The sequence below is a fragment of the Acidobacterium sp. FHG110202_01 genome, from assembly GCF_059115305.1.
On record NZ_JBZYWJ010000005.1, the window covers coordinates 73,755 to 99,008 of the forward strand.

Consider the following 25,254-nt stretch of genomic DNA (forward strand, 5'->3'; position numbering starts at 1 on the left):
CCTATGGCTCGATTCTTTTGCCGGATGGCGCTTTCCACGCTTCTCCTGTTTCTCACACAGCTCGCGCAGGCACAGGCGACTCATCAGATCACCGTCCATCTCGATCCACAAAAGACCGAGATTCACTGGACACTGCACGACGTGCTGCACACGGTGCACGGCACATTCCACCTGAAGAGCGGAACCATGGCTCTCGATCCGCAGACGGGAACAGCGCAGGGCGAGTTTCTCGTTGATGTCGTGACCGGCGAAAGCGGGAACAAGGCGCGGGACGACAAGATGCAGGAGGATGTCCTCGAAAGCAAAAAATACCCCGAGGCGTTCTTTCATCCGGTCCGAGTGTCGGGAGCGATCCAATCCGGATCAGAGCAGAATGTAACCGTTGAGGGAACATTCAATATCCACGGCGCAGACCATCCGCTTACTCTCCAGATGACCATACAGATCAACGGCAAGGACGCGACCGCCACAACGCACTTCATCATTCCCTATGTGGCCTGGGGCATGAAGGATCCCAGCAAGCTGATGCTGAAAGTAGACAAGGAAGTATCAGTGGATGTGACCGCGCGGGGAAGCGTGGAAGGCACACACTAGGCGTGCGCAAGGAGCCGGAGCGCCTTGCGGCGCTCCAGTCAGCAACGGAACCAACTCCTTACTGGAATTGTTTAATTGCGTCCCAAACGTATACGCCGATAATAGTTGCGGATAAAGCACAGGTTGCGCCCGTCACGATGCGGACGAGCGGCTGAATGCGGTTGACCTTCTGGACAATGGCGGTCTGCTCCTGCTGCTGGTGGTCTGATGCCGGGTCGAGAAAGAGCTGGTCTTCCTCATAGCGGGTCAGGGTTCCACGGTAGGCAAGAAGTACCAGAAGGAGGGTTGTGACAACGGCCCATACGATCCACAGTAAAAGCATGAGGCGCACCTCACAGGGTTCGGGTTTGAGCCGGTCCCAGGTACGAGCGGGTCAGTTTTCGATGGCCCGGGGGTAAGTGAGGCCGTTTCGGCAACTATGATAGCCCCAAAATCAATGCATTGGACAGAAGACTTTTGGCCAGGATGAAGCTTCTTTGGCAACCTCTTTTCTTTCAGGCGATTCCATGCAGATGTGTTTGGAGGAGCAAGGACAATGAAATCAGCAGGCTGGAGTTTCCAAGGGTTGGGCGCATTGGCAATCGGGATCGCGCTGCTTTCCGGATGTGACAGAAGACCCTCTGACGAAGAACTGCGGCAGCAGGCAGAGAAGACCGCCCAGCAGGCAAAACAGACAGCGCAGCAGGCTGCGGCAACCGCCAGGCAGGCTGCTGCCAATGCAGAACGCGACGTCAATGCCGTCGCCTCCGGAGTGAAAGATGGACTGAAGGACGGGAAAGGCCGCATAAACAGGATCGACATCAATTCGGCCTCCGAAGGCGATTTGACGGCGCTTCCCGGAATATCAGATGCGCGGGCACGGCGCATCATTCACGGGCGGCCTTACGCCGCACCGCACGACCTGGTGGACAAAGGCGTGCTGACGCAGTCCGAGTACGACCGGATTTCAAACCAGATTTCAGCCAACTAGAGCGGCTGCAGGCGATGCATTTTCCCTGCATCGCCTGGCCGATGTCTTACATCAAACTTAATTGATGAGTTGTGCCGCCCGAACAGGGGCGATACACTTATAGGAAGCTCAATTTTCCAAGGGAGAAACACATGGCAACAACAACCCTTACGCCAGAGACAGCAGAAGTAAGGAAAGCGCCGCTTACGCTTACAGATACGGCGGTGGGGAAAGTCCGCGAAATTATGGCGACGCAGGATCCGCTTCCATCCGGACTGCGCATCGGCGTTGTCGGCGGCGGTTGTTCCGGATTTCAGTACTCCATGTCCTTTGAGAACCAGTCGGGCATGATGGACAAGGTCTTCAGCTTCGACGGCCTGAAGGTCTTCGTCGATGCGACTTCGCTGATGTATCTGAACGGCTGCATCGTCGACTATGTCGAGACACTCGAAGCCGCCGGCTTCAAGTTCGAAAACCCGAACACCAAGAGCACCTGCGGCTGCGGCTCGTCCTTCAGCGTGTAAAGAAGACTTCTGAGTTTGATGAAATGGCCTCGCAAATGCGAGGCCATTTTTTATGTGTGGCTTCAGATCAGCTCAGAAATAGTGCTCATCGGCAGGATGAGCCGCATGGACTCGGGAAGCCGGATGAATCCATGTGCCTGATAAAACTGCGCTGCGCGGTCATCAAGCGCATCAACGACAACCATGGATGAACCAACTATAGATGCATTCTCATAAGCCTTGCGCAATGCTTCTGCCAGCAGGAGTGAGCCAAGCTTCTGCCCCTGAAAGTTTCTGTCGACGGCGAGCCGCCCGATCAATGTTGCACTGACAACCGGGTAACGGGGAAGATGTTTTTGCGCTGCCTCCGGAACTACCCCGGGTGCGAGCCCATAGGCACAGAGCGTAAAGTAGCCGGCAATTCTGTATGGGAATTCTTGCGGTGCCAGGACAAAGACGGCGTTTGCCTTGCGGCGCATGTCCTGCGATGCCTGTGTTTTCAGATATGTGTCAAGACTTTCGACTCCACAGGTAAACCCTGGCCGGTCATGGTGTTTCCCCAGAGGCTCCACCTTGTAGAGGGCCATTTAAGAGATGGTCCGCTCCTGTGCCAGGCGAAAGGCGCGTCGCAAGCGGGCCTTTGGTTTTGGAGGATGGACCAGAGCATCAAAAAATACACGACGGTCATGTTCGGAAAGCACGAGGGTTTCGTGGCGTGAGATGGTGGCTTGCGTGGCCTCGGTCAATGCTGTCAGGCAGAAGTCCGTAAGACTCCTGCGCTCTAAAGCCGCTGCTCTTTCTACAAGCTTCTTGGTCTGAGCATCTACACGGAAGCCGAGCCGCGAACTGCGCGCGCGCCGCTTTTCCGGATTGGCCAAGGCTGAGCTTCGAGGCATGATTCATTATGACAGGTGTACGTCCATTGGGACAACACAGGGCATTCTGCCTATTGCTGCGGAGACGAAGGAGGAGTGGGAACGGGCGGGGTAGATGTGCCGGGGCTTGATCCGAATGAACTGGATGGGCTCGATGTGCCCGGTGTTGTGGTGGAATTCGATCCCGTTCCATTTGTTCCATTAACGTTGGCTGCGCCACCAAAGAGGGAGCCCGCCTGCAGGTCTTCGAGCGGATCGTAGACGAATTCCCACTCGTTGTAATGGGTCTGCTGCTTGTAGATTTTGAGCGAGGCCTTCTCGCTCTTGCTGGCCACGCCGACCATGGGCGCTCCGCCAAAAGTCTGGTTGGTATTGTTGCTGTTGCTGCTGCCAAATCCAGAACTGCTGCTGCTACTGCCGAACCCGCTGCTGCTTGTGCTACCACTGCCGGATGTTCCGGAAGACCCCGAATCGCTGCTGCCACTATTGCTGCTGCTGCCGAACGTGGAACCGCTGGTCGATTGCAGCGCCCCGCTCGATCCGAATGCGCTGCCGGTCGGCGGCGCGCCTGTCTGCGTTCCCTGTCCCGCGCTTCCCCCAAGCACACTGCTGCCCGCAGTGCCCGCATTCGAGATAGGCTGCCCGAAGAGCCCCATCGGTTTTACGTGCGCCTGGCCAAAGCGGACTAGCTTCCAGTCGTCCTTCCCCGTGATGGGATCGACATAGTGCTTTCTCAGGAAGCGGATGTTGTTCGTGTTCTCAAGCTGATCGATGGAAGCAGGGTAGCGCCCGAATTTCTTGTAGTAGAGCTTGATCGCCTGGCGGTATTGCAGCCCTCGGTGAATCAGCTCTTCTTCCTTGTCGCGCTGTATGGAAGCAGCAATGCGCGGCGCGGCCACCGCAAGCGCAATCAGGATGAGGGCCACCAGGAAGAGAACAGCAAGCAGAATATAGCCTGCTTCTCCGCTGCGGTGCGGTTCATGCCTGACGGATTGTGCCTGGCGATGCATCTCTAGTTCTGTACAAGCTGCAATGGCTGCGCGTTGTGATATGGAATGTCTTCCACTTCGACTGAAAACGGATTGATCTTGATCACCCGATAGCGGTGATCGACCACATCGCCTTCCGAAGCGATAAACACATCGTCGCCATGCAGCAGGAAGGCCTTGCGCGTCCCGTCCTTGTGCGCCTCGTAGCCAAAAAACTTGAGGTCAATCGGCGGAGGCGGAGGCGGTCCCTGCGGCACTTGTGCCACAGCAGCGGCGGCGTTGGGGCGAATCGGCGCCTTCACTTTCTCAATCTGCGGAGGAGCCGAGAACTGCGAGAAAATATTGCGGCCGCTACCGTTGTATTCGCGCGATTCTGCCTGCGCCATCCACTCCGGGTGCAGCGCCGGATCCAGGCTGGCGTTGATGGCGCGAATCTTTTGCGCCGGATGTGCCTCATTTGCCGGAGCCGACTGCCTCGCCGCCGCGGGAGCCGGTGCCGGCGCGGACGACGATGGCGTGGAGCCCCCGCTGAAGTAGTCCGTAAGAAAACGAACCAGCAGGAACACCACTACCAGGCCCAGCGTTCCGGCGATAGCGACCTTCTTCCTGTCTTCCGAGCCGATCTTCAACGCCATCAGCGCACCGCCCCTGTTTCCGGCTCAAGCGATGCTGCCTGGGTACTCGCCGGAGCCTGCTCATCCGTCGAGGCAGGAAGCCCTCCGGAGGAGCGCAGATAAGTCGTCATCTTCAGCCGGACATTGACCATGCCGCCCTGCTGCCCATTGAAGGCGATCGCATTGATGATGAAGAAAACGTGATTCTTGTCCCGCTCAATGCCATTGATAAAGCGCATCAGCTGCGTATATTCGCCGCTCAGGCTGGCGTCGATGCGCGCTTCGACCAGATTATTAATGACCGGCGCATAAGTATATTGCGCTCGCGTCAGGCGGACATTGTTCTTCGATGCCAGCGCCCCCAGTTCGCCATACATTGCCGAGTAATTCGGCGCGATGCGCTCGTCGAAGAAAGCATTGGCATCCTTGCGTGAAAGATCGACCTTCTGCGGCAATCCTTGAAGGTGAGCCATCTGCGTTTGCAGCTGCATGTAGGTAGCGTGCTGCGCATCGTACTCAGCCGACTGGTCAGAGCCCGCAGCGTGCCATGCCAGAAAGAGGCGTGTCAACAGAACCAGGTTCAATACCAACAGCACGGCAACGCCCGCAATATGCAGATTGAGCAGCGTAAAGAGCTTGCGCAGGTTCATCGGGCTGCTCCCTTCTGCGTTCGCGTCTTCGCCTGCTCGACAGGCTGTTTCGAAGGTGCATTTTCATCCGAAGGCGGCCGGTAATCCGCCAGGATGTCGAAGTTCACATCGTTCGAGGCACTCACCGGCGTGGCCTGCTGACTATTGTTGCCTGGAGTAGTGGCCAGCGCTTCATTCGAAAGCCGCGGCGTAGCAAAGTACTTTGAGCGCTCGAGGTTCTTCACCACTTCGAGAGCGCGTTCGCGCGCGCCGCTCACGCGCATGCGAATCGTCACGTGCCCATCCGGCGACATTTGCGGATCGATGCTCTGCACCTGCACTCCGGCCGGCAGCACATTTTCAAGATCGGTCATCGTCGAAGTCCACGAGAAGGCTTTGCGCCGGAAAAGGCCATTCAGAAAATCCGACTGATCGAGAACGGCGGCATTCTGTGGCTGACGCATCAATGCCTGGTAGCTTTGCTGCTGGCGCTGCATCTGCGCAACGCGATCCTGCATGGCGCGCACATGGGCTGTTGCCGCCACCGCCCGCTGCTGTTCGATACGCAGCAGCCACCACAGCGGAATGGCGAGCACTCCAAGAATAACCATCCACAGCCTGAGCCGCGCATAGATCGGGCGCAGCTCGACAAAAGGACGGGAAGCGAGATTGACGGTAACGCGCATCTAGCTGATCAGCGCTCCTGAAACTCCGGCCATCAGGCCTTTGGGAATATTTGCATCGGCAGCCACTGCTGCGGAAACAAGGTCGCGCACGCGAAACTGCTCCTGCTCAAGCACACGCGCAAGCTCCTCCGCCCCGCCCGGCCCCGCATAGAAGACCGATTCCGGCACAGAAACCAGCGTGTCTTCAAAATACGCGAGAGACACAGAGACAGCCTGCCGCAGGTCAACTTCGCTTGCGGCTTTATCAGCGGGCAGGTCAAGACTGCGGTGCAGCAGCAATTCATCGCCGCGCGTAATCGCTGTAGTCACCGAGCTGCCGTTGCGGTTGACCACCAATGCCGGCTCCGACTGCGTGATCGCAGCCAGAGCAGCCAGTGTGCTGGGCAGCACGGCCCCCGACTCGTATCCGGCAAGACGCACAACCTCTTCATACTCGGCCAGAACATCGCCCGGCATCGCCGTGACCAATACCTGCGATTCTTCGGAGGTCTGCTGCATGACCTGGTAGCTTACGGCTGCGGCATCCACTTCAAAAGGAACGAGCTTGCGCAATCGGAAACGGACAACAGGAAGCGCTTCCGATGCCTTTGCCGGCAGCGTGTCGAAATCCAGCAGCAGCACGCGCACCGCGGCATCCGGAATAACCAGCGTAAGCTGTTTCCCGCGAGGCTCCACTGCGTCGAGAGCATGCTTCAGCGCAGCGACCACAGCGGCCTTGTCGATGATATTCGGCGTCTTCAGCCCGGCAATCAGCACGCCTTCAAAGAGCGGTGCGAAAGAAGTGACAGGCTGGCCGGATGTTTCCATCCGCGCGGCCGCCGCGCCTTCCGGCGAAAGCTCGCACGCAAGCTGCGGACGGCGGTTTGTATCCGGCATGAGAAACGAGAAGGCCATCAGCGTGTCGCCTCAATAAATGTAACCTTGTTGATTTCTTTCAGCGTGGTAGCGCCGCAGCGCACGCGGTCCAGCGCCGACTCGCGCAGAAACTGCATGCCTTCCTTCGCCGCCAGCTTGCGCACTTCCGAGCTCGGCTTCTTGCCCAGAATCATCTCGCGAATCGGATCCGTCAGATCGAGCAGCTCGTGAATCGCCGTTCTTCCGCGATAACCCGTGCCGCCACACTCAATGCAGCCCGCGCCTTCACGGAATTCGAACCCGCGCCATTCATCAGAGTTAAGCCCACTGTTCCGCAGTATCTCGTCGTCGTAACGCACCGAGTGAATGCAGTATTCGCAGATGGTGCGCACCAGCCGCTGCGCCAGAATGCAGTTCAGCGCGGAAATAAAGTTATAAGGCTCAACGCCCATGTTGAGAAAGCGCCCCAGCACATCGAAGACGTTGTTCGCGTGCACGGTAGTGAAGACAAGGTGTCCGGTGAGCGCCGAGTTGATGGCGATCTGCGCCGTTTCCTGATCGCGGATTTCGCCGACCAGAATCTTGTCCGGGTCGTGGCGCAGAATCGAGCGCAGTCCGCGCGCAAACGTGAGGCCTTTCTTTTCGTTTACCGGAATCTGCGTGACCCCGCGAATCTGATATTCGACCGGGTCCTCAATGGTAATGATCTTGTCTTCTTCGCTCTTGATCTCGTTCAGCGCCGCATAGAGCGTCGTCGTTTTACCGGAACCGGTCGGCCCGGTCACCAGCACCATGCCGTACGGTTCCTTGATATAGCGGCGGAAGCGGCGCAAATCTTCTTCAGCGAAGCCAACCACATCAAGCGAGAGCTTCTTGAACTTCTCGCTCATCGATTCCTTATCGAGCACGCGAAGCACCGCATTCTCGCCATGCACCGTCGGCATCACCGAGACGCGGAAGTCGATCAGGCGGCCCTTGTAGCGCACGCGAAAGCGGCCGTCCTGCGGCACGCGGCGTTCGGCAATATCGAGCTCGCTCATGACCTTGATGCGCGAAAGAATTGTCGAGTGGTGCTCACGCGCAATCGGAGCCATGGCCTGCTGCAGCACGCCGTCAATACGGTACTTCACAATTACGCCGTCATCGTACGTCTCAATGTGGATATCGGAGGCGCGCCGCTCGAGCGCGGTGAAGATCGTCGTGTCCACCAGGCGGATGATAGGGCTGATGTCCTCTTCCGAGGTCAGCTTCTCAATCGTGAGGTTTTCATCCTGGTTGTCTTCGCTCGAGAGAACGTCAAACGTCAGCCCCTCGGATGCTTCATCAAGCACGCGCTGTGACTGCTCCGTTTTCTTCAACAGGTCGGTGATCTGCGAAAGCGTAGCCACGCGGGTCGTGATGCGCTGCCCCAGCAGGCTCGAAATTTCATCGAGCACCATCAGGCGGCTCGGGTCGGCTACGGCAATCACCAGCCTGTCTTCCAGCTGCTCCAGCGGCACAAAGTTGTAGCGGAACATCATGTCCACCGGCACGGTGCGGAACAGATCGTGCTGGATGCGGAAGTTTTTCAGGTCAACGAACTCCGAGCGGTAACGCGTGGACAGCGCCTGCGCGCGCGCGGTTTCGTCCTGCTCCGTCTGCGGGAATGTGGGCGGAATGAATGCCGGTGCTTGTGCCATCGAAAAATCCTCTACTGCTTAATGTGACTGGATCCCGCCCGCCTGGCTGAGCGAGATAATCGGCAGGTAAAGCGCAATCAGAATAATCACCACCACCACGCCCATCACCATCAGAATCGCCGGCTCAATCAGCGAGAGCGATGCGGTCAGCGCGGTTTGCACGTCTTCCTCAAAAAACTCAGCGACCGAGTTGAGCATCTGCGGCAGCGCGCCCGTCGATTCGCCGACTTCGATCATCTCCGTCGAAAGCTCAGGAAAAACCTTGGTCCCCTGAAGGCTGCGCGCGAGGCTCTTGCCTTCGCGCACGCTGGTGACGGAAGAGAAGACCGCCTTCGCAATGCGCTTGCTGGCGATTGAGCGCGCCGCTGTTTCGAGGGACGGCACCAGCGGCAATCCGCCGGTCAGCAGCGTCGAAAGCGTACGCGAAAAGAGCGCCACCTGATATTTAAGCCAGATTTTGCCGAAGATCGGCAGCTTGATGCGTATGCCATCAATGCGGTCGGCGCCCGATTCGGTGCGGCTCCAGCGGAAGAGCAGATAGCCGATCAGTGCAGCCGCGGGCAGAGCGTAGATCAGATACTTCTGCGCTCCCGTGCCCAGGGCCAGCAGGTAGAGCGTAATCGTAGGCAGCTTTGTGCCGATCTGGTCGTAGAGCTTGGCAAACTGCGGCACCACGAAAGTGATGAGGAAGATGAACAATCCAAATACCAGCGTGATGAGCAATGCAGGATAAATCAGCGAAGCCTGCAGTTTCTTTCTGAACGTGAGCGACACGCGCTGAAACGAGAGATAGCGCCCCAGCACTTCCTCAAGGTTGCCGCTGCGTTCTCCAGCGAGCAGCGTGGTCGTGTAAATCAACGGGAACCCGCCCTGCGCATCGAAGGCCGTCGAGATCGATTCGCCAGTGCGCACGCGTGCCGCCACGTTTTCAAGCTGTGCGGCAAAGGCAGGATTTTTCTGGTTCTTTGCCAGCATTTCGAGCGAGCTCAGAATAGGAAGCCCGGCGCGGACCAGCGTCAGAAACTGCTGGTTGAAAATAAGGAACGCTTCAAGCTTGGCCTTCTTGCGCCCGCCGGCAATGCCGCGCGGCTTGACGGAATAGACGTAATACCCGGCCTGCGAGAAGCGCTGGCGCAACTCCTCGGCGGAGGCAGCGGACTGCACCTGTTCGAGCACGCGCCCGCGCTCATCGGCCAGCTTGACAACAAACTCTGCCATCCTCTTCCACGATACCAGTTGCGGCTGAACTTAAAAGACTTTCATTTGGCGTCACGAAATCCCCGAAACGCCTAAATCTTTGAATGACAAGTCTTTTTCAGGTCTGATGGAAAGACGCAGGCAGGGGTTATTCCGCTCATTTTCGAGCCGGAAGACCCCCCAGTTTTGCAATCCGCCCCTTCGGGCCGACGATCCAGGGAAGGCTCAAAGCATTCCAGTTGCCGCCATCGAGCGGCTGCCAGGTCTTTCCGTCGTCGTAGCTGATATCGGAGCCGTTGGGTCCGGCGGCAATCCAGACCTTGGCATCCGCATCCCAGGCTACGGTGGAGCGGTATCCATGCGGGGGCTTCGCGGCTGCCGTCCAGTGGGCGCCGCCGTCAGCGGTCCAGGCAGCAGTTCCGGCGGATTCAATTGGCTTGGAGTAATCGCCGCCCACAGCTACGGCGTGGTCATCGGATACAGCCAGCGAAAAGACTCCGGAAGAAGTGTTGCCATCTGCCAAAGGCAGCTTGCTGCGCTGGAAGTCGTAATGCTTCAGGCAGGCCTCGGGGTTGCGATGCGCTGTTTCCATACCGCAGTCGATTCCGCCTGCAAGCACAAATGCGCCGCTCGTACCTATCCAGGGAACAGTAATGGGTCCAAGAACTGGCCCAACCATCGCCAGCGACGAATTGCTGGCAGCAAACGCTCCAAGCGCCTTCCCGCCTGTGCTAAGGTCGGGCGAATCTACCGGTTTCCAATGAGCTCCGCCATCATCGGTGCGCAGGAGGACGAATTTGCCGTTCACCGGATCACCCAGCAGGTAGCCATTTTTGCGATCAGAGAACTGGACCGTATCCCAGAACCCATCCTTATCCTGATTCGTATAAACCAAGGTCCAGTGCGAGCACCCGTCCGTCGTCTTATAGAGCCGCGACAGATCGCCGGTACCGCTCGACATCACAATGGCCGTGTTCTCATCCCACGCCCAGATGCCGCGAAAGTCGAGCTTCTCCGCCCCCGGCGGCATGGAGCAGCTCTGCCACATATACCCGCCGTCTTCCGTGCGCAGAACCGTGCCGTTGGTCCCGCTGGCCCAAGCCACCCCTCCGCCCACAGCATGGATGCCTCGCAGGCTCGCCGTAGTCCCGCTGTTCTGCATCTCCCAGGGGCCGGATTTCGGAACCTGCGCGTACGAGGAGCCCGACAGCAGGCAAAAGGCGAACAACAAAAGAAGGGCTTTCATGCGAGCAGAATATCTCTTTCATTTACAGGGCAGAAAAGAACGCCTGCCCAAAGCTGGCATTTTTCCTGAGCCCTGAAACAGTCACTCCGCCCGCAGGGCCTTCGCCGGATCGACTCTCGCTGCCCTTCGCGCCGGCAGCCACGTTCCCGCCACCGCCAGCAATGGCAGAATCGAGGCGGCAAGAATAATGGTCATCGGATCATGCTGCGAGGTATGGAACAGCTCGCCTTTGGCGAAGCGTCCGGCGAAGAAGACCAGCGGCAGCCCGGCCACGACACCAAACAGCGCCAGCAAACAGGCCTGCCGCAGCACCATCCACATCACGTTGGCGCGGTCAGCCCCCAGCGCCATCCTGATGCCGATCTCCTGCGTCCGCTGCGAGGTGACAAAGGAGAGGACGCCATAGACCCCAATCAGCGAGAGCAGCAGCGCTGCCCCGGCGAATGTCCCGAACAGGGCCAGAGCAAACCGCGGCCCGGCGTAACCGTACATATCAAGAAGCTGCCGCAGGCTCATCTCGTCGGAGATGGGCTGGTTTTTATCCATGGAGTAGACAACCTGCCGCACCGGCTGAACCAGGTTGTCCGCCGGCAGTTCGGTCGAGATGATGAGCGTATCCATCACAGGAGCTACCGAGTAAGGCAGAAAGATGTGCGGCAGATCGTTGGTGTATCCCTGATAGGCGGGAAGATTGCTCATGACTCCGACGATCGTAAACGCATCATCCGCTATCTTGTCCTTGCCAAAAGGCGTGAAGTCCACCAGGTGGACAGTGTGGCCAAGCGCGTGCCCATCTGGAAAATAGTGCTTCACGAAATTCTCGGTAACCACCGCTTCATGCGCCTGCCCGGAGATTTCCCTTGCATCGATGAAATGCCCTTCAAGCATGGTCCGGGTAGAAGCCTTCAGATACTCCGGATCGGTCAGATGCAGGTTGCTGTAGTCTCCATTCGACTTGGCAAGCTGGCCGTCTACCCGGATATCGACGTCATAGCCCCAGAGGAAGGGAAGCTCCGTATCCACCGTGGCCCCGCTGACTCCAGGCACATGGTTGACGCGCTCCAGCAGCTCGCGGAAAAAACGGGCCTTGTCGTCAGGCTTCGGATAGTGGTCCTTATTCAGCGGGACACGCATCAGCAAAGTGTGTTCAGGCTGGAAGGGAATCGGTACGCTCTCGACTGCAATCAGGGACCGCGTCATCAATCCCGCCAGCGTCAGCAGAGCCAGAGAGAGCGCAATCTCCACTACAACAAAACCATGCAGCAGGCGGCGCTGCCCGCGGCTGCCCGATGTACGGACGCTGCCGAGCGCAGCCGCAAGGCGCGGATTCGCGCTGTGCCACGCAGGCGACAATCCAAAGACAAGAACGGTCAACAGAGCAATGCCGATCGAGGCCAGAAGCACCGGAAAGTTCATCGTGACCACGGCCTCATCGGGAATGGTGCCTTTCGGCACAATGCGCAGCGTAGCCTGTAGTCCGGCAAAAGCAAAAATGAGAGCAACCGGCATGGTGATAACGGCAAGCAGCAGCGACTCCGTCAGCGCCTGGCGGATGAGACGCAAACGCGAGGCTCCCACCGCGGCCCGGACGATAAACTCGTGCTCGCGATTGACCGCCCGCGCCAGCAGCAGGCTGGATACGTTGACACAGGCAATCAGCAGCAGGACAAAGACAGCGCCAAGCAACAGATAGAGAGTGCTGGCCAGGCCCGATTGAAACATCTCAGCAAAAGGCATCAGGCCCATCCGGAAATTCTTCGGATAGCGATGCGGATCCTGCCGGGCGAAGTCCTGAATAATGGGCTGCAGCTCAGCCGTCGCCTGGGCTTCCGTGGCTCCCGGCTTGAGGCGTCCCACCAGCGTGAAACGATGAACTCCCTGAATCTCTTCGGCACCCGTTATCTGGACAGGCAGGTAAACATCTGCGCCGCGCCAGAGAAAACGAGGCGGCATCACGCCAACGATCGTCCGCGGATGCCCATTGAAGGTAAGCACACGGCCCAGCACTGCCGGGCTTCCGCCAAAATGCGCCTGCCAGTAGCGATAGCTCAGCAGCGCCACTTCTCCACGGCCGGGCTGGACATCGTCTTCCGTAGTCGCCCGCCCTACGATGGGCTGCACGCCAAGAACATCAAAGGTATTCGGCGTAATGTAGTTGCCTCGAACCTGCTGTGGCTCCTCGCCGCCCGTCAGCGTCACATTGCCGACCGTGGAAGCCGTGATGCCGCTGAAGATGTCCGTCTTCCGCTCGATTTCGAGAAACTGCTCCGGAGTGTAGTTGTCCCAGTAGCAGCGCGGAGAATCCGGCGAGCAGAACTTGGGCGTAGCCAGCGTGTGCACATCTTTGTAAGGAAATGGATCGATCAGGACGCCATAGGCCACGCTGAAGACAGCAGTAGCCGCTCCAATGCCGAGAGCGAGCGTCAGGACAGCGGTGAGAGTGAAGCCGGGGTTCTTGTGCAGCTGGCGGAAGGCGTGGCGGAGATCCTGCATCATCGCTCCTTCGGACGCGGTTTTCGAGCTTAGCCAAACATGGTAGCCGAGCCCGGCAAGGTTTACCAGAATCGCCGGCATTCCTTATGCTGAAAACAAATGAAACATAACGATTCCATCTCGCAGGCCTTTGGACCAGCTGCCGTCGCGTATCTCGAAAGCCCGGTCCACGCACAAGGAGCGGAACTCGAAGCCCTTGGCCGGCTGATCGCCGCAACTCCGCAGGCGCGCGTGCTCGATCTTGGCTGCGGAGCAGGGCACACAAGTTTTGCTGCCGCTCCTCATGCTGCGGAAGTCGTCGCCTATGATCTCACCGAAGAGATGCTGGCCGTAGTGAAGGCCGAGGCCGCGCGCCGTGGGCTCGCGAACATCCAGACGCAGCGCGGCTCCGCCGAGAGCCTGCCTTTTGCGGATGCTTCCTTTGATTGGGTGGTCAGCCGCTACAGCGCGCATCACTGGCGGAACATCTCGCAGGCGTTGAAGGAAATCAGACGCGTGCTGAAGCCCGGCGGACAGATCAGTCTGATCGACATCGCCGGAGGCCGCGAGCCTTTGTTCGATACCTATCTGCAGGCAATCGAAGTGCTGCGCGATCCATCGCACGTGCGTGACTACCCGGAGCAGGAATGGCTGGCACTGCTGAAAACTGCCGGGCTCGATTCGTCAGTCAGGATGAGATGGCGCGTGCTCATCGAATTTACTTCATGGATCGCGCGCATCGGTACGCCGGATGAGCGCGCAGAGGCGATCCGGTCCCTCTGGAATGCAGCCCCGGCGGAAGTGCGCGAATCTTTTCGAGTTCTACAGGATTTCTCCTTTGAGCTGGACGCTATTATGCTGGTTGGAAAGTAGCGGTGCTGGAGCAAACGATTGTCTTTTGTTGATTTGTGAATTGTCAGCTGTCTGATAGCGAACTAAAACGTTTAAGCTTGACGACTGTATTTTCGCCCCGATAGCATCGCTTCGGAATTGATTCCCTGAAGGAAAACCCATGCTGATTCGTACGTTAAAAAAGTGCCTGCCGGTGGCCGCTGCGGCAGTCATGCCGTTGATCGTGGCTGCGCAGAACCATTCCAACCATGCTGCCGGCCATTCCGCTGATCGTCCCTGGATGGACAGGAGCCTCTCCCCGGACGAGCGCGCCGAGCTGGTGCTGAAGCAGCTGACGCTCGACGAGAAGATCGACCTGCTCCACGGCAACGGCATGGCGCACGCCGGGAACTGGCAGATGCCGCTGACCCATCTCTCGAACGGCGGCGCCGGCTACGTCGTCGGCATCGAACGGCTGGGCATTCCGCCGATTTATATTTCCGACGCGGCCTACGGCGTGCGCTCGAGCGGCGAGAACGGCCGCTACTCGACAGCGCTGCCATCGAACCTGGCAGCGGCCTCCAGCTGGAGCACGGACGCAGCCTGTGATTACGGCGCAGTCATCGGGCGCGAGCTGCGGGCGCAGGGCTTCAACATGACGCTGGGCGGCGGTGTCGATCTGGCGCGCGAGCCGCGCAACGGACGCACCTTTGAGTACATGGGCGAAGACCCGCTGCTCGCCGGAACGATGGTCGGCAACCTGATGAAGTGCGAGCAGGCGCAGCACGTTGTCGGCGACATCAAGCACTACGCCATGAACGACCAGGAAACGGGCCGCAACATTGTAGACACCAGGATTTCAAAAAAGGCCATGCAGGAGAGCGATCTGCTCGCCTTCAAAATCGGCCTGCAGATTTCCAATGCAGCAGCGGTGATGTGCTCCTATAACCGCATCAATGGCGATTACGCCTGCGAGAACAAATACCTGCTGACCGATGTGCTCAAGCACGAGTGGAACTTCAAGGGCTTTGTGCTTTCAGATTGGGGCGGCACGCACAGTACAGAAAAAGCATCGGCAGCCGGTCTCGATAACGAGCAGCCCATGGCCGATTTCATGGGCCCCAAGCTGAAGGAAGCAGTGAAGGCCGGGCGCGTGCCCATGTCCGAGATCGACGACCACGCGCGGCGCGTTCTGCGCTCTGAGTTCGCCTCGGGCATCGTCGATGATCCGGTCGAGAAGGGCGTAGTCGACGTTCAGGCTGGATTCGAGACGGCGCAGCATGTCGAAGAGCAAAGCATCGTTCTGCTCAAGAACGAGAAGTCGATTCTGCCGCTCAATCCGGCAAAGCTGCGCAGCGTGGCATTGATTGGCGGGCATGCCGATGTGGGCATGATCTCAGGCGGCGGCTCGGCGCAGGTCGATCCCCCGGGCGGCAACGCCATCATGCCTCCGGGCAAGGGAGCAACCCACTGGCAGGACCACATCTGGTTTCCGACCTCGCCGCTGAAGGCGCTCCGGGCAAAGCTGCCGAATGCGAAGGTCGAATACAACTCCGGACAGGACCTCGACGCCGCTGCCGCGCTGGCGAAGAACTCTGACGTCGCGATTGTCTTTGCTTACCAGTGGCTCTCCGAAGGCATGGATGTGCCGAACCTTTCGCTGCCCGACAACCAGGATGCTCTGATCGACCGCGTGGCAGCGGCGAATCCACACACGATCGTTGTGCTCGAGACAGGCACGGTGGTGACAATGCCGTGGATCGATAAAGTCGGCGGCGTTGTGGAGGCGTGGTTTGCCGGCAGCAGCGGCCATCGTGCGCTGGCCAATATCCTCGTCGGTGATGTGAACCCCAGCGCGAAGCTGGCCATCTCCTTCCCGAAGAGCGAGCAGGACCTTCCGCACGCGACCATCCCTGTTCTGAATAAGGAAGACGAGGGGCAGGGAACCGGCGCGGTGAACGGCCCGGCGCACGTGCAGTCGAGGTACAGCGTCACTTATGACGAAGGCGCGAAGGTCGGCTACAAGTGGTACGAGGCCGAGCACAAGCAGCCGCTCTTTCCCTTCGGCTATGGCCTGTCCTACACAACGTATTCCTATTCCGGACTGAAGACCGACAGCGCGCAGAAGACCGTGACCTTCACCGTGAGGAATACGGGCAAGCGCGCAGGCACCGAGATTGCCCAGGTCTATGCCGCGCTTCCTGATGCAGCGGGCGAGGCCTACAAGCGGCTCGTCGGCTGGCAGCGCGTGTCGCTCGAGCCGGGCGAGTCGAAGACAGTAACGGTGACGGTCGATCCGCTGATCCTCTCCATCTATGACGAGCAGAAGAACGACTGGCAGTTGCTCCCCGGCGAGTACAGGATTGCAGCCGGGCCTTCGTCAGCAGAGACGCCGCTGCACGGGACGTTTCAGCTTCAGTAGATATTTTTGGGGGTTATTCTGGTCTATCGTCTGGCGAAGATGGGCTTTGTTTTTTAGCCGCCAATGTTCGTGGTCTCCCACCCTGTCGCAAAGGACGCGACAGGATGGGGCACCCATGTTTGTGGCAACCGAAGCGAAACTGCAGGTTCTTCGACTGCGCGTGCTTCGCACGCTTCGCTCAGAATGACAATATGACAATCTGAAATTTGCCATTCGGGATGACAATTTTATATAGCAGGCACAACCTATCCGATTCATTTACGGTCTTCCATTCGGGTTCCACGAAGGCTTCCAGTCTGTATTTGCCAGCCACAGGACGGGCTTGACCATGGATGAGATCACGGTCGTCATGTAGGGGAAGTCGAGTTTGCCGATTTCATCACTGGGGCGGTGGTAGTCCTTGTGCAGGTTATAGCTCGAGATGGTCTGAGCAATGACGCCTCGTTTCGCCAGCGCGAAATTGTCCGAGCGCTGGAAGAACTTCTGGTCCGGATGCGGGTCAGCTACGATATGCGCGCCGTGTTTTGCCAGCTCGGGCCCGAGGTTGCTGCGCTCGAATCCGGTGAGCCAGAAGTTTCCCGCAGGCACGGCCGGGTCCGGGCGCCCGATCATTTCAAATTCAAGATTGGCGACAATGTGGTCGAGCGGCACCGGCGAGTGATCGAGGAAGTAGCGGTTGCCGAAGCCGCCGAGCTCTTCCGAGCCGAAGAGAACGAAGAGGACTGTCCGTTTCGGGCGCTTGCCGTGGGTCAGGGCGCGCGCAAGCTCGATCACTGCCGTCGTTCCGGAGGCGTCGTCATCGGCGCCGTTGTAAATGGTGTCGCCGTTCACGTCCGGGCCGATGCCCAGATGGTCGAGATGCGCCGTGAGCAGAATGGCCCCTTGCTGCGTCTTTGTGTCGGAGCCGCGCAGGATGCCGACGACGTTCCAGGTTTCGGTGCGCGTTCTGGACTGGTAGCGCGAAAGATATTTCTGGATGCGGTCGGGAAGAGGAGTGGGGAGAGGAGCTTTTTCAAGAAAGCTGCCATTGTCTCCACCCGGTTCGAGGCCGAAGCTCTCGAAAAGCGCCGCGGCGTAGGTGGCGGCGATGTGTTCATCGCGGGTGGCGCTGCCGCGTCCCTGCAGTACATCGGAGGCAAGAAAGGCCTCATCGGCATGCACGCATTCTTTGCAGAAGTGCGGTTCTTCAGAGAAGGTAACGCGACAAAACACGGCAAGCAGTGATATCACCAAGACAGGACGGAATGAATGACGCATAGTGTGAGCGCAGTATAGCTGGGACTGCGCCCTTCGGTTTCGCTCAGGGCAGGCTACCTGCGATACGCGCCTTCGACGCAAAACGTCTATGAGTCGTCTAAGTAGTTGTCGAGAATCATGAAATTGAAATATCTGGCGCGGCATTTTTACTTTCTGCCTCTTGCCGGCTTGTTGCTCCTTGCCGCATGCGGCGGAAAATTTTTCCCCGATGAGAACAGCGGCAGTGGCGGCACCACTGGCAGCACCGGCACCACGGGGACGACCACCAGCGGGAATTACCTGTACGTTTCCAATTCTTCGACCAGTGTCAGCTCCATTGCCGGCTACACGATTGCCAACAGCGCGCTGGGAGCTCTCAGCAATTCTCCGTATGCAGCGGCGCTGCCTCCCAACTCGCTGGCGATCTCGCCCAAGGACACATTTGTCTACTCGGGCAGTGTTTCGGGAGGCATCTACGTCTATGTCATCGGCAGCGATGGCTCGCTTGCGCTTGGGAACAATGGGCAGCCAGTGCTGCAAAATGTAAGTCCGCTGGCGATGCGAGTGGATCCGACGGGGCAATGGCTGCTGGTGGCCGATGTCACTCCTTCTCTCACGGTCTTCAGCATCGATCAAACTACAGGAGTCCTGACCCAGGTGGGAAGCCAGCTCGGACTGGATACGGGAAGCGTAGACCGCCTGTATATAACTCCAAACGGGAAATACGCGTATGTTTCACTCCAGACCACGGGCGTGGACATCATCAGCTTTGATACAGCTACGGGCAACGCCGCCAAAATCGGCATTCTCTCCCCGATGTCCTCAGTCGACGCCGACCTGGGGCTGGCGAGCGACGCCAACAGCACTTATCTGTTTGTGACTGAGACCGGCATCAATGCTCTTCGTGTGCTGACAATCAATGCCAACGGCTCCCTGACGGAGCTGAGCACGTCTCCGGTCAAAACAGGGCTTGGACCATCGCAAGTCATCGTGACTGCAAGCGGGTATGTCTACGTCACCAACCGCACTGACGGCACGGTCAGCGGCTTTGCCATGACCGCCAACGGCGCGCTGACGGCGCTTAGTGGCTCGCCTTACGCAACGGGCGCGGCTCCGGTCGACCTCACGCTGGACAAGACCGGGGGATATGTCGCTGTTGCCTGTTCCGGGGGCAATCCGGACATGCAGGTCTTCAGCATCGATACGGCGACTCCGGGGAAACTTGATTCCTTTGCCACCCAGAACACGGGAACCGACCCTACTGCGGTCAGCGCGGTGGTGGCCACGCAATAGGCCTGTGGAGAGTTTGCAGCGGATTCGATGCTATCCTTCTAAGTAAATAGAGGGGAAGCAGCTTCCTCCAATCGCACATGCACTCTTGCCAGACTCCTCCTGTGTGGGCTCGTTTACTGCCGCTGGTTCTATTGTTCGTGGCTCTTTCCGGTTGCGGCCGGTTCAGCCCCAAGCCTCAGAAAGAATATGTGTACGTGGTCGCCAAAGAGACATTTCTGCGCGACCGCATTGCCGCTGTTTCCAACCGCGTCGGCAACGTGACGAACGGGCAGAAGCTCGAAGTGATCGAGCACTCGCGCCGTTTCCTCAAGGTCAAGACCGACAAGAACGAGGTCGGCTGGATCGAGGAGCATGGCGTCATCGATCAGAACACCTGGCAGCAGTTTGCCGATCTTCAAAAGCAGCATGCGAACGATCCAGTCATTTCGACGGCGACGCTGCATGACGATCTCTATCTGCACGTGAAGCCCGGGCGGCAGAGCGACCGTTTCTTCCTGCTCCCGGAGGGTGACAAGCTGCAGATGATCGTGCGCGCCTCGGTGCCCAAGGACGTTCCTCCGCAGGCTGCGCCTGCTGCTCCCAAGCCGGTTGCAAAATCCAAAACCAAACTGAAGCCGGGAGAAAAGCCTCCTCCGCCGGTGCCTGAGGGTCCTCCCATGGAGGACTGGTGGCTGGTGCGCGATACCCAGGGCCGCGTGGGCTGGATGCTCTCGCGGCGTCTCGATATCGATATTCCCGACGCCATTGCCGGCTACGCCGAGAGCCAGCGGATGGTGGGGGCCTATCAGCTGGCGGTGCTCGATGATCCGGAATCAAAGTTCCCTGACCAGAAGGCGCGCGAGTATGTGGCAGTGCTGAGTCCCTACAAGGACGGTCTGCCGTATGACTTCGACCAGGTGCGGGTCTTTATCTGGAACCTGAGGAAGCATCGCTATGAGACGGCCTTCCGGCAGAGAGACCTGCAGGGATACCTGCCGGTGCATGTGGGCACGCAGACCTTCGACAAGATCGGGACAGTCCCGGTCTTCTCCTTCAAGACGGCGACCGGCGACACGATTGCCATCGATCCGGCGACCGGGTCGGCGCATGCTGCGAATCTCGATACATTGACTTACCGGCTGGAGGGCTCGCTTGTGCACAAGGTGGAGCCGCCCGCTCCTCCACCTCCGCCACCGCCTCCTGCTCCTGCAGTTCAGGCTCCACCTGTCGCTCCTGCGCCAGCTCCAACTCCTGTTCCTCCAGCTCGTGTCAGAAAAAGTAGGAGGGCGGAGAGACGGCATGTGGTTCACGCCCGGCCGCACAAGAAACACCACTGAGCACAGACAGCCACGAAAAACCCGGGGTTCTTCCGCAGGATGACCACCACCCCAACTCGCTGAAAATAAACGATCTCCGTATTGAGAAATCGCCTTAAGCCACTGAAAACAAACATTTCCCGTACAAAACACGGGAGAGGGGTCACTTTTCATACAAGGCGTGTCCTGCGAACCTCCCACGTTAACTCCGCCTACGGCTCCGCGAACATGGGGCACCCTTGCGGTGGCTACCGAGGCCAACAGATCCTCGCGAAAAATATTCATTTGTGGACAACAAATTTGTCCTGCGGCTGTCTGTAACGGAAGGAGTGGGCGTAGCACTATCGGGATGGCAGGTTCGTCTGCCCCTCCGCAAACATCTTTACGGTGGTTCTTGCATCTAAGACTTTCTAAGGTATAGATCGTCTCTTGTGAGGTAGGGACGATCTCGGCGTTCGGGCACGGCAGTTACGTATATTGCTCAATTTTTCCTAACCTCGTATTGTGACAGCTAAGAGAAAGATCGCCTTCGGGCATTGGCATTCACTTTTGTTTTAAAGAAACAAAAAATCTAACAAGATGCAGCACAGGAGATCGGCACATGGATAACAAGCCGGCACAGAACATTCAGGACACATTTCTTAATACGGTCCGGAAAGATAAAACCCCCATCACAATCTACCTGGTAAGCGGCGTGAAGCTTACCGGCAGGATTCGCTCCTTCGATAAGTACTCGGTTCTACTTGAGAACAACAGCCAGGAACAGCTGATCTTCAAGCACGCCATTTCCACAGTGGTGAGCTCGCGGTCTGTGCTGCACACTGAGCATAAAGGCCCATCGGCGCATAGTTCTGCGCAGGCGTCAGTTTCGAGCGCCGGGGCTCCCGCAGTCGAGCAGCAAAGCGCTTAATTGCGCTTACACTGGGAATCGTGGGTGAACTTCATCGCACAGTTGCGGGAAGCGTGGACGACCGCGCGCTGCTGGTCGCGGTAGAGTTCACTCAACGAAAGTCCCAACTGCCGCCGTCCGCCATCCTGGCAAGGGATGCGCAAAAGCTTTCAACAAATGCGGCGGATGCAGAATCGTATACGGAGCCGCATACTCATGCTGTCTCCGGAACGGAAGACCTGCTGGGCGAGTTCCGTGAGCTGGTGACCAGCGCCGGCGCGGAAGTTGCCGGCGAGGTCGTGCAGCGGCGGCCCAAGGCCGATCCAGCTATGCTGATCGGCAGCGGCAAGGTGGAAGAGCTGGCCGGCGTTGCTGCTTCGACGCGCGCGAATGTCATTCTCTTTGACCATGACCTGAGTCCGACGCAGCTGAGGAACCTGGAAGCTGCACTGCCGTGTCGTGTCCTTGACCGGACGCAGCTGATCCTCGACATCTTTGCCCGGCATGCGCGAACCCGTGAAGGCCAGCTGCAGGTGGAGTTGGCGCAGCTGGAATACATGCTCCCCAGACTGGCCGGGCGAGGGCGGACCATGTCGCAACTCGGCGGCGGCATCGGCACCAGAGGCCCGGGCGAAACGCAGCTCGAAACCGACCGGCGCAAGATTCAGCGGCGCATCGTGCAGCTCAAGCAGGATCTCGAAGCAGTACGGCGCGTCCGCGGACAGCAGCGGCAGCGGCGTGAGGCGGTTCCGGTGCCGACGGTGGCGCTGGTGGGCTACACCAACGCGGGCAAGAGCACGCTCTTCAACACGCTGACCAAAGCCGGAGTGCTCGAATCTGCGCGCATGTTCGCGACCCTTGACCCGAAGCTCAAGGCGATCCTGCTGCCTTCGCGAAGAAAAATTCTGCTCTCAGACACGGTCGGATTCATCCGCAACCTGCCGCATACGCTCGTCACGTCGTTCCGCGCCACGCTCGAAGAGGTTCAGAAGGCAGAGGTGCTGCTTCATGTGCGGGATGCTTCGAGTTCCACGGGCGATGAGCAGAAGGCTGAAGTGGAGAAGGTCCTGGGCGAGCTTGGCGTTCTCGACAAGCCGCGTATCGAAATCATGAACAAGATGGACCTGCTTCCGGAAGAGGAGCGAGCTTTGCTCGCCGCAAGCGGGGCAGTTGCGATCTCCGCCAGGATGGGGCTTGGGCTGGATACGCTGCTTGCGCGCATTGATGCCGCCCTGGTGTCCGATCCGGTGATTGAGCAGACCTTCGAAGTTCCGCAGGCAAGGGGCGATGTTCTGGCGGCGCTCGGAGCGGGGGCGCTGCTGCATGAGCGGGAGTTCCGCGACAATCTGGTACGCATGACGGTGACGGGGCCGGCATCGCTGCTGGGGCGGTATCGTGAGTTTGCAGCAGCACTGCATGCAGCAGACGCGCCTCCGGCGCCATCCTTGCCTGAGCGTAAGTAGACGCACTGTACTTCGCTCCCGCTGGTCGCTTGCTTATTTGTCTGAATAGGGTTTTTCTTTAGAAGCAAGAACGGGCCGGGCAAGTGGGAGCGGTGGAGATTCCCAGATGCCCAGCCCGTTGGACCCTGAACCGGGTCATAGGTGGTAAATACAAGTCTACGCCCCTCAGGGGGCGAGTCAAGGGATATTTGGACTTCCCGTCCAGAGACACGCGCCTTCGGCGCGGCTCGGTTAACTTTCAATGAAAGGCATGATAGACTTAGTTTATTAGACTAAACTTAATCATGCGAATCTATAACATTCACGATGCCAAGACCCATCTTTCCCGGCTGATAGAAAAGGCGGCTCAAGGCGAATCCTTTGTGATTGCCAAGGCAGGGAAGCCGATGGTGAAGGTGACTGCGCTGGACGTTCCTGAGGCGTCAGAGATAAAGCGGTTCGGGTTCATGGCTGGGCAGATCAAGGTGCCGGATGACTTCAACACGATGGGCGCGGCTGAGATTGAGAAGATGTTCGAGGGCGGGGAGTGAAGCTGCTGCTCGACACGCATCTGCTGCTTTGGGCTGCGGAAGGCGCAGAGCGCGTGCCTGCAAAAGCCCGGGCGCTAATGGCCGATCCTGAGAATGAGCTGATCTTCAGCGCAGCCAGCTTGTGGGAGATTGCCATCAAGAGCGGGCTGAACCGGCCTGATTTTCAGGTGGATGCGCGGGCGCTGCGCCGGAGCCTGATCGATAACGGGTATCGCGAGCTTCCGATATTCAGCGAGCACGTGGTGACTGTTCTACCGCCGATCCATAAAGACCCGTTTGACCGGCTGATGATTGCACAGGCTGTGGTGGAGGGAATCGTGCTGCTTACGGATGATACGGTTGTGGCGCGGTATCCGGGGCCGGTGCAGCTTGTGTAGGCGGGGTGTGCGGCATTTACTTGGGCGCACTTTTTGCATTAAAGATGTGCATTCGGATCAGCAGGGCCATAGGTCGACACCAGTTTCACGAATGGTTCTGATACCTGTGGGGTCGCGGCGTGTGGGTGTTACTTGAGCCTGTCTTGGAAAGAATTGGGTTGAGAAATAATCCTCGCCTCCTTCGTATAAGCCCGTCTTTCCATCCCAAAGAGTGTAGTGTCCGGTTGCATCGTCCCATCCGGTCACATGCCAACAAATGATGCCTCTTTTTCCCAGGAATGGAGTGATAGATTCGGTTTCAGTTGGTGAGTAGCTGACAGAAACTGTCGGAGGGCCATATTGTCGGCGCAAATACCGGCTTAGCTCTGCGACCCGCAAAAGATAGTTCAGGCGGTCGGCGCCTTTTAAGGTATATAGCTTAAGAGAACCACCACGCGCTGGGATTTCATGGGTTTTACCGGCATAATTGAGCGCTTTACTCAATCGAATAGCGCAAGTATTAGTTCCCGGCGGCAGGGTGGCAAGTTCACCGCCGATTTTTAGACGAACGGCATCAGGATTTTCGTCTGTGGGATATGAGCGGGCCAGAACATCGAAAGAAGGCAGGATCAATGTTTAGTTGTCCTTTCTGAAATCTGATGGTCCAGCCACTCGCTGTAATTTAGAAAATATATTGAGTAATCAAAACCCGAGGAGACCCATAGCCCTGATTTCTGGTCACGGTTGGAAAAAATGATGATTTCTTCTCCAGGGGTCAGAACAGTGGAAGCAGTTTCAGAAGAACAAATACAGAAAAGGTCGATGGTCTGTCCCGGATGGAAACTTCCTCGGAAAACTTTGTCGATTTTTAGATTTGTATGCGCTGGGTGTTCCGTCGGGGGAGAGCTTTCTTTATCCATGCTCCGGGGCCAATGCTGAAGAACTGTCGTTTTCGCAACCAGCTGTGAATTCGCTATAAGCTTCCGAAGCTGGTAAGGCTTCAGGTAGGGCATGGAGGCCCAGCTGGTTGGGCCCTTTTGTTCACCTGCCTGCGAGAAGGCAGGGGCAACAATGAGAACTGCTAACAGCGCTGCTATGCATCTGCAAAGTACCGGCGGGGGGCAGGAGGGACGCGAGCGCATGCAGTTCCTCTCTCAATTGCCCATATTTATATCAAAGAGCTGATTCTTGCCTAAGGCGGGCTGTAGGCTCAGGGCGAGGACATGATTTGCTTCTCCCTGGCTACTGATATTGAAATGACTGATCCAGCCCTGGAAGGAGTAGACGCATACTGCATTCGTTTTGCTATCGTCCTGCCAGAATTCGATCTTAATGTCCTTGATCTTTGCCGTAGTAGCAATATTTGCTAGATCGAAGAGAGCCTTCAACGACGAGAACGGCATATTTACATTGTCGTTGACGTCCACGTGGATATCGATTGAACAAAATCCAGTGCCCATGAGAGGCATTCCCTTGCCTTCATGGTCTGTTGTGACGCCAAAACTTACAGAGTAAGCATTGAATTTATTTCCATCGATTGAGACAGTTGTGCGACTCGGAATAGCCACTGGAGTCCTCTTTGTGGTGCCGGCAAATTATAGCATCCAGGCAATATTCACTAGCCATATCCACTCTACAAATAATCCGCGAT

The 25,254-nt window shown here is 58.1% G+C and carries 27 protein-coding genes; 11 read left to right on the forward strand and 16 right to left on the reverse strand.

The genetic code is table 11. From position 1 onward, the window contains the following. Positions 1-3 precede the first annotated feature (3 nt). Positions 4-594, forward strand: coding sequence for a YceI family protein (locus tag AC5S16_RS11795; RefSeq protein WP_493930271.1), 591 nt, complete (start codon positions 4-6; stop codon positions 592-594). A gap of 58 nt (positions 595-652) precedes the next feature. Here the strand turns inward: AC5S16_RS11795 and AC5S16_RS11800 are convergent, their stop codons facing one another. Next, the gene (locus AC5S16_RS11800) at positions 653-916 is read right to left on the reverse strand and encodes a hypothetical protein (protein WP_493930272.1); all 264 of its coding nucleotides are present in this window, start codon (positions 914-916) and stop codon (positions 653-655) included. A gap of 213 nt (positions 917-1,129) precedes the next feature. On the opposite strand from AC5S16_RS11800, the gene AC5S16_RS11805 reads away from it, so the two are divergent. Next, positions 1,130-1,564 carry a ComEA family DNA-binding protein gene (locus AC5S16_RS11805; protein ID WP_493930273.1) on the forward strand — a complete coding sequence of 145 codons (435 nt, stop codon included), beginning with the start codon at positions 1,130-1,132 and terminating at the stop codon, positions 1,562-1,564. Positions 1,565-1,695: 131 nt separating this feature from the next. Next, entirely contained in the window at positions 1,696-2,067 is a 372-nt protein-coding gene (locus tag AC5S16_RS11810) for a HesB/IscA family protein (protein WP_493930274.1), read from the forward strand. Positions 2,068-2,129: 62 nt separating this feature from the next. Here the strand turns inward: AC5S16_RS11810 and AC5S16_RS11815 are convergent, their stop codons facing one another. The 11 genes from AC5S16_RS11815 to AC5S16_RS11865 all read right to left on the reverse strand — a co-directional run bounded on the left by AC5S16_RS11815 (position 2,130) and on the right by AC5S16_RS11865 (position 13,390). Further along, complete coding sequence (locus tag AC5S16_RS11815) at positions 2,130-2,633, reverse strand: GNAT family N-acetyltransferase (protein ID WP_493930275.1); 504 nt, start codon at positions 2,631-2,633, stop codon at positions 2,130-2,132. Beyond that, positions 2,634-2,942 carry a type II toxin-antitoxin system TacA family antitoxin gene (locus AC5S16_RS11820; protein ID WP_493930276.1) on the reverse strand — a complete coding sequence of 103 codons (309 nt, stop codon included), beginning with the start codon at positions 2,940-2,942 and terminating at the stop codon, positions 2,634-2,636. It lies immediately after the preceding gene. Between the two features lie 50 nt (positions 2,943-2,992). Continuing rightward, the gene (locus tag AC5S16_RS11825) at positions 2,993-3,931 is read right to left on the reverse strand and encodes a type II secretion system protein (RefSeq protein ID WP_493930277.1); all 939 of its coding nucleotides are present in this window, start codon (positions 3,929-3,931) and stop codon (positions 2,993-2,995) included. Positions 3,932-3,933: 2 nt separating this feature from the next. Then, positions 3,934-4,545 carry a hypothetical protein gene (locus AC5S16_RS11830; RefSeq protein WP_493930278.1) on the reverse strand — a complete coding sequence of 204 codons (612 nt, stop codon included), beginning with the start codon at positions 4,543-4,545 and terminating at the stop codon, positions 3,934-3,936. Next, complete coding sequence (locus tag AC5S16_RS11835) at positions 4,545-5,174, reverse strand: hypothetical protein (RefSeq protein WP_493930279.1); 630 nt, start codon at positions 5,172-5,174, stop codon at positions 4,545-4,547. The genes AC5S16_RS11830 and AC5S16_RS11835 overlap by 1 nt, the downstream gene beginning before the upstream one ends. Further along, positions 5,171-5,839: a fimbrial assembly protein gene (locus tag AC5S16_RS11840; RefSeq protein WP_493930280.1), complete on the reverse strand. Its 669-nt coding sequence runs from the start codon at positions 5,837-5,839 to the stop codon at positions 5,171-5,173. The genes AC5S16_RS11835 and AC5S16_RS11840 overlap by 4 nt, the downstream gene beginning before the upstream one ends. Next, complete coding sequence (locus AC5S16_RS11845; RefSeq protein WP_493930281.1) at positions 5,840-6,733, reverse strand: hypothetical protein; 894 nt, start codon at positions 6,731-6,733, stop codon at positions 5,840-5,842. It lies immediately after the preceding gene. Then, the gene (locus AC5S16_RS11850) at positions 6,733-8,373 is read right to left on the reverse strand and encodes a GspE/PulE family protein (RefSeq protein ID WP_493930282.1); all 1,641 of its coding nucleotides are present in this window, start codon (positions 8,371-8,373) and stop codon (positions 6,733-6,735) included. The genes AC5S16_RS11845 and AC5S16_RS11850 overlap by 1 nt, the downstream gene beginning before the upstream one ends. Positions 8,374-8,391: 18 nt before the next feature. Then, positions 8,392-9,591, reverse strand: a complete 1,200-nt coding sequence (locus AC5S16_RS11855) for a type II secretion system F family protein (protein WP_493930283.1) — start codon at positions 9,589-9,591, stop codon at positions 8,392-8,394. 136 nt (positions 9,592-9,727) lie between these two features. Next, complete coding sequence (locus tag AC5S16_RS11860) at positions 9,728-10,816, reverse strand: hypothetical protein (RefSeq protein WP_493930284.1); 1,089 nt, start codon at positions 10,814-10,816, stop codon at positions 9,728-9,730. Between the two features lie 81 nt (positions 10,817-10,897). Further along, positions 10,898-13,390 carry an ABC transporter permease gene (locus AC5S16_RS11865; protein WP_493930285.1) on the reverse strand — a complete coding sequence of 831 codons (2,493 nt, stop codon included), beginning with the start codon at positions 13,388-13,390 and terminating at the stop codon, positions 10,898-10,900. Between the two features lie 18 nt (positions 13,391-13,408). Here AC5S16_RS11865 and AC5S16_RS11870 point away from each other — a divergent pair, with 18 nt between their 5' ends. Both AC5S16_RS11870 and AC5S16_RS11875 read left to right on the forward strand, forming a co-directional pair. After that, entirely contained in the window at positions 13,409-14,161 is a 753-nt protein-coding gene (locus AC5S16_RS11870; protein ID WP_493930286.1) for a class I SAM-dependent methyltransferase, read from the forward strand. Positions 14,162-14,300: 139 nt separating this feature from the next. Then, positions 14,301-16,541, forward strand: coding sequence for a beta-glucosidase (locus AC5S16_RS11875; protein ID WP_493930287.1), 2,241 nt, complete (start codon positions 14,301-14,303; stop codon positions 16,539-16,541). 258 nt (positions 16,542-16,799) lie between these two features. On the opposite strand, the gene AC5S16_RS11880 is transcribed toward AC5S16_RS11875, so the two are convergent. Beyond that, a complete protein-coding gene (locus tag AC5S16_RS11880) occupies positions 16,800-17,753 on the reverse strand; it encodes a M20/M25/M40 family metallo-hydrolase (RefSeq protein ID WP_493930288.1) in 954 nt (317 codons plus the stop codon). A gap of 162 nt (positions 17,754-17,915) precedes the next feature. Between AC5S16_RS11880 and AC5S16_RS11885 the strand changes: the two genes are divergently transcribed. The 6 genes from AC5S16_RS11885 (at position 17,916) to AC5S16_RS11910 (ending at position 23,624) form a co-directional block, all read left to right on the forward strand. Beyond that, positions 17,916-19,070: a lactonase family protein gene (locus AC5S16_RS11885; RefSeq protein ID WP_493930289.1), complete on the forward strand. Its 1,155-nt coding sequence runs from the start codon at positions 17,916-17,918 to the stop codon at positions 19,068-19,070. A 101-nt stretch (positions 19,071-19,171) separates the two neighbouring features. Further along, the gene (locus tag AC5S16_RS11890; protein ID WP_493930290.1) at positions 19,172-20,386 is read left to right on the forward strand and encodes an SH3 domain-containing protein; all 1,215 of its coding nucleotides are present in this window, start codon (positions 19,172-19,174) and stop codon (positions 20,384-20,386) included. 580 nt (positions 20,387-20,966) lie between these two features. After that, positions 20,967-21,275, forward strand: coding sequence for an RNA chaperone Hfq (hfq, locus tag AC5S16_RS11895; protein ID WP_493930291.1), 309 nt, complete (start codon positions 20,967-20,969; stop codon positions 21,273-21,275). 20 nt (positions 21,276-21,295) lie between these two features. Continuing rightward, entirely contained in the window at positions 21,296-22,717 is a 1,422-nt protein-coding gene (hflX, locus tag AC5S16_RS11900) for a GTPase HflX (protein ID WP_493930292.1), read from the forward strand. Positions 22,718-23,001: 284 nt separating this feature from the next. Then, positions 23,002-23,247, forward strand: coding sequence for a type II toxin-antitoxin system Phd/YefM family antitoxin (locus tag AC5S16_RS11905; protein ID WP_493930293.1), 246 nt, complete (start codon positions 23,002-23,004; stop codon positions 23,245-23,247). Continuing rightward, on the forward strand, positions 23,244-23,624 hold the full coding sequence (locus tag AC5S16_RS11910) for a type II toxin-antitoxin system VapC family toxin (RefSeq protein WP_493930294.1): 381 nt from the start codon (positions 23,244-23,246) through the stop codon (positions 23,622-23,624). The genes AC5S16_RS11905 and AC5S16_RS11910 overlap by 4 nt, the downstream gene beginning before the upstream one ends. Before the next feature lie 57 nt (positions 23,625-23,681). Here AC5S16_RS11910 and AC5S16_RS11915 read toward each other — a convergent pair whose 3' ends face one another. The 3 genes from AC5S16_RS11915 to AC5S16_RS11925 form a co-directional block, all read right to left on the reverse strand. After that, the gene (locus AC5S16_RS11915; protein ID WP_493930295.1) at positions 23,682-24,236 is read right to left on the reverse strand and encodes a T6SS effector amidase Tae4 family protein; all 555 of its coding nucleotides are present in this window, start codon (positions 24,234-24,236) and stop codon (positions 23,682-23,684) included. Then, a complete protein-coding gene (locus AC5S16_RS11920) occupies positions 24,233-24,523 on the reverse strand; it encodes a hypothetical protein (RefSeq protein ID WP_493930296.1) in 291 nt (96 codons plus the stop codon). Before AC5S16_RS11920 ends, AC5S16_RS11915 begins: the two co-directional genes overlap by 4 nt. Positions 24,524-24,757: 234 nt before the next feature. Next, entirely contained in the window at positions 24,758-25,171 is a 414-nt protein-coding gene (locus AC5S16_RS11925) for a hypothetical protein (RefSeq protein WP_493930297.1), read from the reverse strand. Between the last annotated feature and the right edge of the window lie 83 nt (positions 25,172-25,254).

Excerpts from the sequence above, each read along its gene's own strand:
- AC5S16_RS11865 (WP_493930285.1), bottom strand. The coding sequence starts at position 13,390 with ATGCCGGCGATTCTGGTAAACCTTGCCGGGCTCGGCTACCATGTTTGG.
- AC5S16_RS11820 (WP_493930276.1), bottom strand. The coding sequence starts at position 2,942 with ATGCCTCGAAGCTCAGCCTTGGCCAATCCGGAAAAGCGGCGCGCGCGC.
- AC5S16_RS11850 (WP_493930282.1), bottom strand. The coding sequence starts at position 8,373 with ATGGCACAAGCACCGGCATTCATTCCGCCCACATTCCCGCAGACGGAG.
- AC5S16_RS11810 (WP_493930274.1), top strand. The coding sequence starts at position 1,696 with ATGGCAACAACAACCCTTACGCCAGAGACAGCAGAAGTAAGGAAAGCG.
- AC5S16_RS11805 (WP_493930273.1), top strand. The coding sequence starts at position 1,130 with ATGAAATCAGCAGGCTGGAGTTTCCAAGGGTTGGGCGCATTGGCAATC.
- hfq (WP_493930291.1), top strand. The coding sequence starts at position 20,967 with ATGGATAACAAGCCGGCACAGAACATTCAGGACACATTTCTTAATACG.
- AC5S16_RS11855 (WP_493930283.1), bottom strand. The coding sequence starts at position 9,591 with ATGGCAGAGTTTGTTGTCAAGCTGGCCGATGAGCGCGGGCGCGTGCTC.
- AC5S16_RS11840 (WP_493930280.1), bottom strand. The coding sequence starts at position 5,839 with ATGCGCGTTACCGTCAATCTCGCTTCCCGTCCTTTTGTCGAGCTGCGC.
- AC5S16_RS11795 (WP_493930271.1), top strand. The coding sequence starts at position 4 with ATGGCTCGATTCTTTTGCCGGATGGCGCTTTCCACGCTTCTCCTGTTT.
- AC5S16_RS11875 (WP_493930287.1), top strand. The coding sequence starts at position 14,301 with ATGCTGATTCGTACGTTAAAAAAGTGCCTGCCGGTGGCCGCTGCGGCA.
- AC5S16_RS11825 (WP_493930277.1), bottom strand. The coding sequence starts at position 3,931 with ATGCATCGCCAGGCACAATCCGTCAGGCATGAACCGCACCGCAGCGGA.
- AC5S16_RS11835 (WP_493930279.1), bottom strand. The coding sequence starts at position 5,174 with ATGAACCTGCGCAAGCTCTTTACGCTGCTCAATCTGCATATTGCGGGC.
- AC5S16_RS11870 (WP_493930286.1), top strand. The coding sequence starts at position 13,409 with ATGAAACATAACGATTCCATCTCGCAGGCCTTTGGACCAGCTGCCGTC.
- AC5S16_RS11860 (WP_493930284.1), bottom strand. The coding sequence starts at position 10,816 with ATGAAAGCCCTTCTTTTGTTGTTCGCCTTTTGCCTGCTGTCGGGCTCC.
- AC5S16_RS11845 (WP_493930281.1), bottom strand. The coding sequence starts at position 6,733 with ATGGCCTTCTCGTTTCTCATGCCGGATACAAACCGCCGTCCGCAGCTT.
- AC5S16_RS11885 (WP_493930289.1), top strand. The coding sequence starts at position 17,916 with ATGAAATTGAAATATCTGGCGCGGCATTTTTACTTTCTGCCTCTTGCC.
- AC5S16_RS11905 (WP_493930293.1), top strand. The coding sequence starts at position 23,002 with ATGCGAATCTATAACATTCACGATGCCAAGACCCATCTTTCCCGGCTG.
- AC5S16_RS11830 (WP_493930278.1), bottom strand. The coding sequence starts at position 4,545 with ATGGCGTTGAAGATCGGCTCGGAAGACAGGAAGAAGGTCGCTATCGCC.
- AC5S16_RS11800 (WP_493930272.1), bottom strand. The coding sequence starts at position 916 with ATGCTTTTACTGTGGATCGTATGGGCCGTTGTCACAACCCTCCTTCTG.
- AC5S16_RS11815 (WP_493930275.1), bottom strand. The coding sequence starts at position 2,633 with ATGGCCCTCTACAAGGTGGAGCCTCTGGGGAAACACCATGACCGGCCA.
- AC5S16_RS11920 (WP_493930296.1), bottom strand. The coding sequence starts at position 24,523 with ATGGATAAAGAAAGCTCTCCCCCGACGGAACACCCAGCGCATACAAAT.